Here is a 10,366-nt window from a genome sequence, read left to right on the forward strand (position 1 = left end):
GAACGATGAAGATCAATCGAGGGCGAGGGGGCCACCCATGGGAGGCGAATACTGGAACCGCAGGACCGAGACGATGCCCCGGCCGCAGCTGCGCGAGTGGCAGTGGCGCAAGCTGCAGGTCGCCCTGCGGCACGCCGAGCGCTCCGCGTTCTGGAGTGAGCGGATCCCGGCGGGCATCGGCTCGCTCGACGACTACTTCGCACGGATGCCGCTGACGTACAAGAAGGATCTCATCGCCGCGCAGGAGGTGGCGCCGCCGTACGGGACGCTGCCGTCGACGGACCCGGCGCTGGCGATCCGCCACCACCAGACCAGCGGCACCAGCGGCAACCCGCCGGTGCGCTCGTTCGACACGATCCGCGACTGGACCTGGTGCGCGGACGTGTACGCCACGGCGCTGTACGCGCTCGGGGTCCGCGAGCACCACCGCGGCATGGTCGCGTTCGGCTACGGCATGTTCGTCGGGTTCTGGGGCATGCACTACGCGCTGGAGCGGATCGGGGCCACGGTCATCCCGGCCGGCGGCTTCGACTCGCAGGCCCGCATCAGGCTGATGATCGACCAGCGGGTGTCGGTGCTGGGCTGCACCCCGAGCTACGCGCTGCGGCTGATCGAGACGGCCAAGGAGATGGGCGTCGACCTGCGCCGCGACGCCAACGTGGAGATCATCATGGCGGGCGGCGAGGCCCGGTCGAAGGCGACGACCCAGGCGATCGCGCACGGCTTCGACGCCGAGGTGTTCAACGCGGCCGGCACCACGGAGCTCGGCACCACCAACATGTTCGAGTGCCGGGTCAACCGCGGCGGCTGCCACAGCATGGAGTCCACCGTCATCGACGAGGTGCTCGACCCGGTGACGAAGGAGCCCGTCGCGTACGGCGAGCAGGGAGTCCGCGTGTCGACCGGGATCGGCCGGGAAGGCATGCAGCTGTTCCGGCACTGGACCGAGGACCTGGTGATCCGCCGCCCGTGGCACGAGTGCGCCTGCGGGCGCAGCTGGGACTGGTTCGACGGCGGCATCCTCGGCCGCGCCGACGACATGCGCAAGATCCGCGGCGTGTCGGTCGAGCCGGTCATGTTCGAGGAGGTGCTGCGGCGCTTCGACGAGGTCGGGGAGTTCCAGACGGTGCTGCGCACCGTCCGCGGGCTCGACACCGTCGTCCTGCGGGTCGAGCCGGTCGGCACTGCGGGAAGCGACCTGGCGGCGCGCATCGCCGACACCGTCAAGCGCGAGTGCAGCATCCGTCCCGATGTCGAGATCGTCGAGCCCGGCAGCCTGCCGCGGTTCGAGCTGAAGGGAGCGAGGTTCCATGATGAGCGGTGAGATGAGCGGTGAACTGACCGGCCCGCAGGAGCAGCGGCTGCTGGAGTGCTACCGGACCCTGCACACGCTCGCCGAGGTCGACGTGCCGGCGGTGCGGGCCGCGGTGCGCCGGGCCGTCGCCGAGCTCCAGGTGGCCCTCGAAGGGCAGGCGGTCGTGTTCGAGTTCTACTCGCACCAGTGGGACGAGGCGGCCCTGCCCGTCGCGGCCTAGCACCACCCGAACCGCTCGTGCCCCGGCCCGTCGGATCGGGCCGGGGCACGAACCTTCAGGTGGCACCGGCCGCCGTAGCCGACCGGCCCACCGAGTCCTCACCGCCGTGTCACCGCCGTGTCACCGCCGTGTCACCGCAGGGTCCGGGCGAACGTCCGGATGTCCGCGACGAGCGCCTCCGGCTGCTCCAGCGCCGCGAAGTGCCCGCCGTCCGGGTGCTCCGTCCACTGGGTCAGCGTCGGCAGGGCCTTCTCCGCGAAGGTCTTGATCGGGCGGGTCGCGTCGTGCGGGAACACCGCGACGGCGACCGGCATCGCCAGGTTCCACGGGCCGCCCCAGGTCGCCACGAAGTCCGCCGTCGTCGGCGTGGTCTCGTAGTAGATCTGCGCCGACGACCCGGCCGTCGCGGTCAGCCAGTACAGGGTGACGATCGACAGGATCGTGTCCCGGTCGATCACCTCCTCCGGCCGCTCGACGGCGCCGGTCCACTCGTAGAACTTCTCGACGATCCAGGCGAGCTGGCCCACCGGAGAGTCGGTCAGCGCGTACGCCAGGGTCTGCGGACGGGTCGACTGGATCTTCTGCCAGCCGATGCCGTCCTCGGCGAAGTGCGCGCCGTGGCCGAGCCGCTCCAGGTCGCCGGCGTCCAGCGACGCGACGGCGGCGGGGTCCGGCGGGAACGTCACGAGCATGTTGATGTGCACCCCGGCGGCGTGCTCCGCGTCGGCGAGCCCGAGCTGCAGCGAGATGACCTTGCCCCAGTCGCCGCCCTGCGCGATGTACTGGTCGTAGCCCAGCGAGCGCATGAGGTCGGCCCACGCGCGGGCGACCCGGGCGACGCTCCAGCCGGCCTGGCCGGTCGGGCCGGAGAAGCCGAACCCGGGGATCGTCGGGATGACCACGTGGAACGCGTCCTCGGCGGTCCCGCCGTGCGCCTCCGGGTCGGTGAGCGGCCCGATGAGGTCGAGGAACTCCAGCACCGACCCCGGCCAGCCGTGGGTCAGGATGATGGGCGTCGCGCCTTCGTGCCGGGACCGCACGTGCACGAAGTGCACCGTGGCGCCGTCGATCTCCGTGATGAACTGCGGGTGTGCGTTGAGCTTCGCCTCCGCGGCCCGCCAGTCGAAGCGGGTCCGCCAGTAGTCGGCGAGCTCCCGCAGGTACTCCAGCGGCACGCCGCGCGACCAGCCGGGGCCGGGCCCGGCGTCGGGCCATCGGGTGGCGGCCAGCCGGCCGCGCAGGTCGTCCAGCTCGGACTCGGGTATGTCAACCTGGAACGGTCGCATCGGCGCACCACCTCAACTCGGCGTGATCTCCTGCTGTTGTCCGTAGCGTCGCACCCGGGCCCCGGCCACCCCATCTCCTGTTGTGCCCAGGTGCATCCGGTGCGCACGGCATGAGATGCACACCGCCGCGACCTCGGACGACAGTGATGCCATGACGGTGACCCATTCGACCGAGACCGATGTCGCGCCCGATGCGCCGCCGGCGTATCCGTTGCAGCGCGAATGCCCGTACAAGCCGTCGGCCGGCACGGCGAAGCTGCGCGAGCCCGGCCCGATCATCCGGGTCCGGCTGTACAACGGCCGCACCGCCTGGCTGGTGACCGGCCCCGCCGAGGTCCGCGCGCTGCTCGCCGACCCGGCGATGTCGAGCATGGCGACCTGGGACGACTACCCGGTCATCGACGAGAGCCACCTGCACATGCGGGCCAGCAAGGAGATGGCGCAGGAGGTCGAGGGCGGCTTCCCGGAGGTGCTGTTCGGGGTGGACCCGCCGGTGCACACCCGGCAGCGCAAGATGCTGCTGCCGAGCTTCACCAACCGCAAGGTGCAGACGCTGCGCCCGATCATCCAGCGCATCGTCGACGAGCGCCTCGACGCGATGCTCGCCAAGCCGCAGCCGGCGGACTTCCTCGCCGACTTCGCCGCGCCGGTGCCGATGATGGTGGTGTGCCTGTTCCTGGGCGTGCCGTACGCCGAGCGGGACTTCTTCGAGGGGCCCATGCACGACCTGGTGGTGCCGGAGAAGGCCGAGGCGGCGTGGGAGGAGTTCACGGTCTACCTGGAGCGGCTCGTCGACAAGAAGATGACCGAGCCCGGCGAAGGGCTCATCGACGACCTCATCGCGAGCCACGTGCGCAACGGTGAGCTGTCCCGCGACGAGCTGGTCGCGTTCGCGATGGCCATCCTCATGGCCGGGACGGTCACGACCACCAGCGCCATCGCGCTCGGCACGCTCGCCCTGCTCGACCACGAGGGCCAGTACGAGGCGCTGGTCGCCGACCCGAGCCTGGTCCCGGGGGCGATCGAGGAGATCCTGCGCACGGTCAACCTCGTCGAGCAGCTGTCGCGGGTCGCGACCGCCGACGTCGAGATCGGCGGCGTCACCATCAAGGCCGGTGACGGCATCCTGCTCAGCTGCGCCGCGGCCAACCTCGACCCGAGCGTCACCTCGCACCCAGACGAGTTCGACATCACCCGCCCGCCGACCGGCGCCCTCGCCTTCAGCTACGGGCTGCACCACTGCATGGGGCACAACCTGGCGCGCCTGGAGCTCGAGGTGGTCCTGCGGACCCTCGCCGACCGGGTGCCGAAGCTGCGCCCGGCGGTGCCGACGGCCGAGATCCCCTGGTACTTCGACTTCACCGTCTCGCGCCTGACGTCGTTCCCCGTCACCTGGTAAGGAGCCGGAGCGATGGAGTCCCAGCCAGCCACCGGGCCGTCCACCGAGCCGGCGAGCGGGCCGGCCGCGGCCGGCGACGCCCGCGTGACCCGGCCGTTCACCGGCGACGAGTACGTCGAGTCGCTGCGCGACGGCCGGGAGGTGTACCTGTACGGCGAGCGCGTCGCCGACGTGACCCGGCATCCCGCGTTCCGCAACCCGGTCCGGATGACGGCGCGGCTGTACGACGCCCTGCACGACCCGGCGACGCACGACGTGCTCACCGCGCCGACCGACACCGGCAGCCGGGGCTACACCCACCGGTTCTTCCGGACGCCGCGCAGCGCGGAGGACCTCGTCGCCGACCAGCAGGCGATCGCCGCGTGGGCCAGGCTGAGCTACGGCTGGATGGGCCGCAGCCCGGACTACAAGGCGTCGTTCCTGGGCACGCTCGGCGCCAACGCCGACTACTACGAGCCGTTCGGCGACAACGCCCGGCGCTGGTACCGCGAGTCGCAGGAGAAGGTCCTGTACTGGAACCACGCGATCGTGCACCCGCCGGTCGACCGGTCCCGCCCGCCGGACGAGGTCGAGGACGTCTTCGTGCACGTGGAGCGGGAGACCGACGCCGGCCTCGTGGTGTCCGGCGCGAAGGTGGTCGCGACCGCGTCGGCGCTGACGCACTACAACTTCCTCGCGCACTATGGGGTGCCGGTGCGCAAGAAGGAGTTCGCGCTCATCGCGACGGTGCCGATGGACGCGCCCGGCATGAAGCTGCTGTGCCGCCCGTCCTACGCGGCGACGGCGGCGGTGATGGGCAGCCCGTTCGACTACCCGCTGTCCTCCCGCCTCGACGAGAACGACACGATCCTGGTGCTGGACAAGGTCCTCATCCCGTGGGAGAACGTGTTCGTCTACGGCGACCTCGGCAAGGTCCAGCTGTTCTCCGGCCAGTCCGGGTTCACCGAACGCTTCACCTTCCACGGCTGCACCCGCCTGGCGGTCAAGCTCGAGTTCCTGGCGGGCCTGCTGCTGAAGGCCGTCGAGATCACCGGCACCGACAGCTTCCGCGGCGTGCAGAGCCGCCTCGGCGAGGTCCTCGCCTGGCGCAACCTCTTCTGGGGGCTGTCGGACGCCGCCGCGCGCAACCCGGTGCCGTGGAAGGACGGCGCGGTGCAGCCGAATCCCCAGTACGGCATGGCGTACCGCTGGTTCATGCAGATCGGCTACCCGCGCATCCGCGAGATCGCGCTGCAGGACATCGCCAGCGGGCTCATCTACGTCAACTCCAGCGCGGAGGACTTCAAGAACCCGGCCGTGCGCCCGTACCTGGACAAGTACCTGCGCGGTTCGAAAGGCGTCGACGCCGTCGACCGGGTGAAGGTCATGAAGCTGCTGTGGGACGCGTTCGGCTCCGAGTTCGGCGGCCGGCACGAGCTCTACGAGCGCAACTACTCCGGCAACCACGAGAACACCAGGGTGGAGCTGCTCAACGGGCAGATCGCCGGCGGGCAGACCGAGCAGTACAAGGCATTCGCCGACGCCTGCCTGCGCGAGTACGACCTCGACGGCTGGACCGCGCCGGACCTGGCCTCCTTCGACGAGCTGCGCAAGCTCTCCTACGGCGGCCTCAACAGCTGACCTCCTCCTCCAACGGCCCCGCCCCTTCCCTCGAAGGGGCGGGGTCTTTTTGTCTGTGGGAATTGAACATCGGCAATTACCACGTAGCGTGACCAGGCGACTACGAAAGCATTTTGAAAGAAGATTGAGCATCGCTGGAGTGTCAGTATTGAACCAGTCAAGAGATGGACGGAGGTGAATAGAATGAAGAAGATCGAGGTTCGCAAGCTGGAGGAGATCAAGACCAGCGCCAACATCACCGCGAACGCCGCGTGCCCGGGCACGGACCCCGTCTGATTCGGACGGTAAACGGCATCAAATCAAGTGGGGGACCGGGGAAGATTCCGGTTCCCCACTATTGGTGCGCAGCGGAAGAATTGCAAGATTGGAGTGACCAGTGACCCAGCTCGGCGCATCGTACAAGGCCGACACGACCGTTGCCGTCCTGCCGTTCCAGCGTCGCCCGGAAGGAGACGAGATCGTCATCGGCGACCCGTCCCGCGGCGCCTTTCTCGCCCTGCCGAAAGACGGGGTCGACCTGCTCGACTGGCTCGCCGCCGGCGACACGATCGGCGAGGCGGCCCGCCGGTACGAGGCCCGCTACCACGAGACCCCGGACATGGAGGACTTCCTCGCCGTCATGACCGCAGAGGGGTTCATCGCCGGCGACCGGCCACGCGAAGAAGAGCCCCACCACCACGGGCCGAAGGGGCGCCGGCTGCGCAAGGTCAGCCTCGACTGGATCTCACCGGCGGTCGCCCGGCGGCTGACGAGCGGCCCGGTCGTGGCCGCCTGCCTGCTGCTCATCGGCGGCGCGACGGCGATCATGCTGGCCGACCTGTCGCTGTTCCCGAGCACCGACGTGCTGCTGTACCCGCACGGCAACTTCGCCGTGCTGAGCCTCACCGTGCTCGCGCTCACGCTCGGCGCCACGTTCCTGCACGAGCTCGCCCACGCGACCGTCGCCCGCGCCGCCGGCGTGCCCGTGACGCTCGGCATCAGCAACCTGATGTACGTGATGGTGGCCCAGACCGACATCAGCGGGCTGCGGATGGCGTCGAAGGGCCGGCTGTTCCTGGCCTTCCTCGCCGGGTCGATCGTCGACCTGGTCTCCGCGTCGCTGCTGGTGCTGACGCTGTTCGCGGACCGGCACGGGGTCATCGCGATGGCGCCCGCCGGGCGCGAGTTCGTCGGCGCGCTGCTGCTGAGCTACGTCTTCCGGGTCTTCTTCCAGTGCTTCTTCTACCTGCGCACCGACCTGTACTACCTGGTGTCCACCGCGCTCAACTGCCGCAACCTCATGTCGGACACCGAGACGATGCTGCGCAACGGCGTCCTGCGGCTCATCGGCAAGCGCGCGCACGTGACCGACCAGTCCGGTATCTCCCGGCGCGAGCGCACCGCGATCCGCACCTACTCGGTCTTCTACATCGTCGGCCGCGGCTTCGCCGTCATGACGCTGCTGACCGTCTTCGTGCCCATCATGGCCACCGTCGTCACCGAGTTCGTCACCTGGACGTCCGGCGGGCGGAGCCACCTCACACCGCTCGACTTCGTGCTGATCCTGGTGCTGATGCTCGGGGTGTACGGCGTGGGCGTCGTCATGTGGGTCCGCGGCCTCATCCACGGCCTGGTGAAGTTCGGCAGGACCGTCCGGGCATGAGCGAGGGCCGCTGCGGGATCCGCAGCGGCCCTCGTCTGTGTGTTCAGCCCCGCTCGACCTCGGTCCGCAGCACCTCACGGAGCCGCGTCATGATGTCCACGACGGTCGACTCGTCGAACATGTCGGTGTAGCCGACCCGCCCGCCGATGCCGCCCGCCGGGTGCAGCTCCGCGGAGACGAGCATCCCGTCGGGGATCTGCGACCCGGCCGCCGAGCTGATCGTGCGCCGGCGGATCGCCGCGAAGCGCAGGTCGGCGACCTGGTCCTCGCCGCGCATGAAGGGCGACTGGATGACCTGGAAGACCACGGGCGCGGCCCGGGGCGTGACGACCGAGGCCATCAGCTCCGGCGCCTCCCCGGCCAGCTGCAGGAACGGCAGCTCGTGCCGGTACGCGGCGAGGCAGGAGCGGCGGACCGCGGCGACCGCGTCGGTGAACGTCTCGCAGCCGGACAGGTCGACCCGCAGCGGGGTGAAGTTGTAGAACGTGCCGATGACGTCGGCGGTCCACGCCGGCCCGCGGCCCGGCATGAACGTCGGCACCACCAGGTCGGTCTCGCCGGTCCGCTCGCGCAGCACCGTCAGGAACGCCGCCATCAGCACCATGAACGGGGAGCTGCGGCTGGTCCGCGCGAACTCCTGCACCGCCGTGTCGAGTTCGTCCTCGAACATGTACCGGTGCCAGCCGGTGGTGTACGCGCCGGTGGCCCGGGGCCGGTCGTTGGCCAGCGGGGTCATCCGCGCGCCCGCCAGCTCCTCCCGCCAGAACGCCCGCGCCGCCCGCGACCGGGCGTCGTCGGCGTGCTCGAGCTGGTGGGCGACGAACTCGCGGTACTGGCGGGCCGGCGGCAGGTCGACCGGCCGGCCCTCCTTGCGGGCGGCGTAGAACGCGGCCAGATCCCGCATCACCAGGTGCACCGAGTAGCCGTCCACCGCAGTGTGGTGTGCCATGTAGGCCAGCACCGAGTCCTTGGCGTCGAAGCGGCCCAGGTACACCCGAAGCCCCGGGATCTCGTCGATGCCGAGCTCGTCGTCCTCCTCGATGGCGTTGATGAACGCCTCGGCGACGGCGTCACGGTCCTCGGCCGAGGGGTCCAGGTCGCTGATCACGAGCCGCGGCGCCGACGGTGGGTGGATCTCCTGGTGCGGGTCGTCGGGGTCGAGCACCAGCCTGGTGCGCAGCGTCTCGTGCCGGGCGACCACGTCGTGCATCGCACCGTGCAGCGTGTCGAGGTCGATCTCGCCCTCGACCCGCCACCCGGCCACGACGGTGAAGCGGGGGCCGAACGGGCCCCATCCCCCACCGCCGTCCATGAGGCGCAGGAAGTCCAGCTGCAGCGACAGCGGCGCGCGCTCGACGCCACCGCTTTCGCCTGCGGAGATGTCGGTCATCGTCACGCCTCCTTCGGCGTCGGGAGCGACCAGTGCATGCCGTCCGCCGACGGCACCAGCCCGCCGTCGCGGACGGGCGGCGTGGGGCGGTCGCTGCGGCCGAGCGCCGCCTGGATCTGGATCTGGTGGCCCTCCTTGACGATCGACCGGACCAGCGAGGTGTTGAGGATCTCCTGGTTGCCCGCGCCCTCGACCCTGCGGTCGATCGCCGCGGACAGCTCCTGCGCCGCCTCCGCCCGAGCGGTGTACGTCTCGGGGTCGACGAGCGCGCCCTCCTGCGAGGCGCCGCCGCCGACGAGGTTGACGAACGACTCCGCCGCCGGCGTCGTCTCGGCCGTCACCTTCTTCGCCTTCCAGAAGTACGACTCCTCGTCCTGGTGCATGTCGTAGAACGCGACCAGGAAGTCGTGGAACCGGCTGTACTCGGCGCGGTAGCGGTGCTCGAACTCGCTGAAGACGGTCTCCTCGGGGATGTCCGTCCCCTCGGCCAGCGCCGTGTTCAGCGACCTGGCGGCGAGCAGCGCCCCGTACGTCGCCAGGTGCACGCCCTGGGAGAAGACCGGGTCGATGAAGCAGGCCGCGTCGCCGGCGAGCACCAGACCCGGCTTCCAGAAGCGCTCCTGGAGGTAGGAGTAGTCCTTGCGGACCCGGATGTCGCCGTAGACCCCGGTCGTGACGCGCGTCGCGTCGGACAGCATGTCCGCGATGAGCGGGCACTGCTCGATCAGCCCGAGCAGCGCCTTCTCCTTGTCGCCCTGGACGCGCTCCAGCTCCTCCGGCAGCAGCACCGCGCCGACACTGGTCAGGGTGTCGCTGAGCGGGATGTACCAGAACCAGCCGGCCTCGAAGGCGACCGCGAGGATATTGCCCGAGTACGGCGGGTCGAGGCGCTTGCCGCCCTCGAAGTAGCCGAACAGCGCCAGGTTGCGGAAGAAGTCGGAGTAGACCCGCTTGCCGCCGCTGTGGCCGTGGATCCGGCTGGTGTTGCCGGACGCGTCCACAACGTAGCGGCTGCGCACCTCGTGGCGCTCGCCGCCGGCGTCGGTGTACCGGACCCCGCAGACCCGGCCGTCCTCCTCGATGACGTCGACGACCGTCGACTCCTCGCGCACGTCGACGCCCTTGGCCCGGGCGTTGTCGAGCAGGATCTTGTCGAACTTCATCCGCTCGACCTGGTAGCCGGTGGAGGAGTCGCCGGCGAAGTTCTGCGACAGCGAGAAGTCGAACGTCCACGGCTCCGGGTTGCTGCCCCAGCGGAACGTCCCGCCGTGCTTGATCGGGAAGCCGGCCGCGGCCAGCTCCTCGGTCACCCCGAGCAACTTGCAGATGCCGTGCACGGTCGAGGGCAGCAGCGACTCGCCGATCTGGTAGCGGGGGAACCGCTCCCGCTCCAGCACGAGCACGCGGTGGCCCTGCTGCGCCACCAGGGTGGAGACCGTGGAGCCGCACGGCCCACCGCCGACCACCACGACGTCGAAGGTTTCAGAGGTCATG

At 70.2% G+C, this 10,366-nt stretch carries 8 protein-coding genes; 5 read left to right on the plus strand and 3 right to left on the minus strand.

Going from position 1 to position 10,366, the window contains the following annotated elements; all coding sequences use genetic code 11:
* Positions 1 to 37: 37 nt before the first annotated feature.
* Positions 38 to 1,324: a phenylacetate--CoA ligase family protein gene (locus ACFY3L_RS22020; RefSeq protein WP_389326840.1), complete on the plus strand. Its 1,287-nt coding sequence runs from the start codon at positions 38 to 40 to the stop codon at positions 1,322 to 1,324.
* A 1-nt stretch (position 1,325) separates the two neighbouring features.
* Positions 1,326 to 1,535: a DUF6052 family protein gene (locus ACFY3L_RS22025; protein ID WP_389326842.1), complete on the plus strand. Its 210-nt coding sequence runs from the start codon at positions 1,326 to 1,328 to the stop codon at positions 1,533 to 1,535.
* A gap of 131 nt (positions 1,536 to 1,666) precedes the next feature.
* Here ACFY3L_RS22025 and ACFY3L_RS22030 read toward each other — a convergent pair whose 3' ends face one another.
* Positions 1,667 to 2,821 carry an epoxide hydrolase family protein gene (locus ACFY3L_RS22030; RefSeq protein WP_389326844.1) on the minus strand — a complete coding sequence of 385 codons (1,155 nt, stop codon included), beginning with the start codon at positions 2,819 to 2,821 and terminating at the stop codon, positions 1,667 to 1,669.
* A gap of 151 nt (positions 2,822 to 2,972) precedes the next feature.
* Between ACFY3L_RS22030 and ACFY3L_RS22035 the strand changes: the two genes are divergently transcribed.
* From ACFY3L_RS22035 to ACFY3L_RS22045, 3 genes are all read left to right on the plus strand, one after another.
* Positions 2,973 to 4,220, plus strand: coding sequence for a cytochrome P450 (locus ACFY3L_RS22035; protein ID WP_389326846.1), 1,248 nt, complete (start codon positions 2,973 to 2,975; stop codon positions 4,218 to 4,220).
* 12 nt (positions 4,221 to 4,232) lie between these two features.
* A complete protein-coding gene (locus ACFY3L_RS22040; RefSeq protein ID WP_389326849.1) occupies positions 4,233 to 5,840 on the plus strand; it encodes a 4-hydroxyphenylacetate 3-hydroxylase family protein in 1,608 nt (535 codons plus the stop codon).
* Between the two features lie 376 nt (positions 5,841 to 6,216).
* A complete protein-coding gene (locus ACFY3L_RS22045) occupies positions 6,217 to 7,482 on the plus strand; it encodes a hypothetical protein (RefSeq protein WP_389326852.1) in 1,266 nt (421 codons plus the stop codon).
* Positions 7,483 to 7,525: 43 nt separating this feature from the next.
* Here the strand turns inward: ACFY3L_RS22045 and ACFY3L_RS22050 are convergent, their stop codons facing one another.
* Together ACFY3L_RS22050 and ACFY3L_RS22055 are read right to left on the minus strand one after the other, a co-directional pair.
* Positions 7,526 to 8,872, minus strand: a complete 1,347-nt coding sequence (locus tag ACFY3L_RS22050) for a condensation domain-containing protein (protein WP_389326854.1) — start codon at positions 8,870 to 8,872, stop codon at positions 7,526 to 7,528.
* 2 nt (positions 8,873 to 8,874) lie between these two features.
* Entirely contained in the window at positions 8,875 to 10,365 is a 1,491-nt protein-coding gene (locus tag ACFY3L_RS22055) for a tryptophan 7-halogenase (protein WP_389326857.1), read from the minus strand.
* Between the last annotated feature and the right edge of the window lies 1 nt (position 10,366).

The sequence above is a fragment of the Dactylosporangium sp. NPDC000521 genome, from assembly GCF_042898305.1.
Taxonomy (GTDB): Bacteria; Actinomycetota; Actinomycetes; order Mycobacteriales; family Micromonosporaceae; genus Dactylosporangium.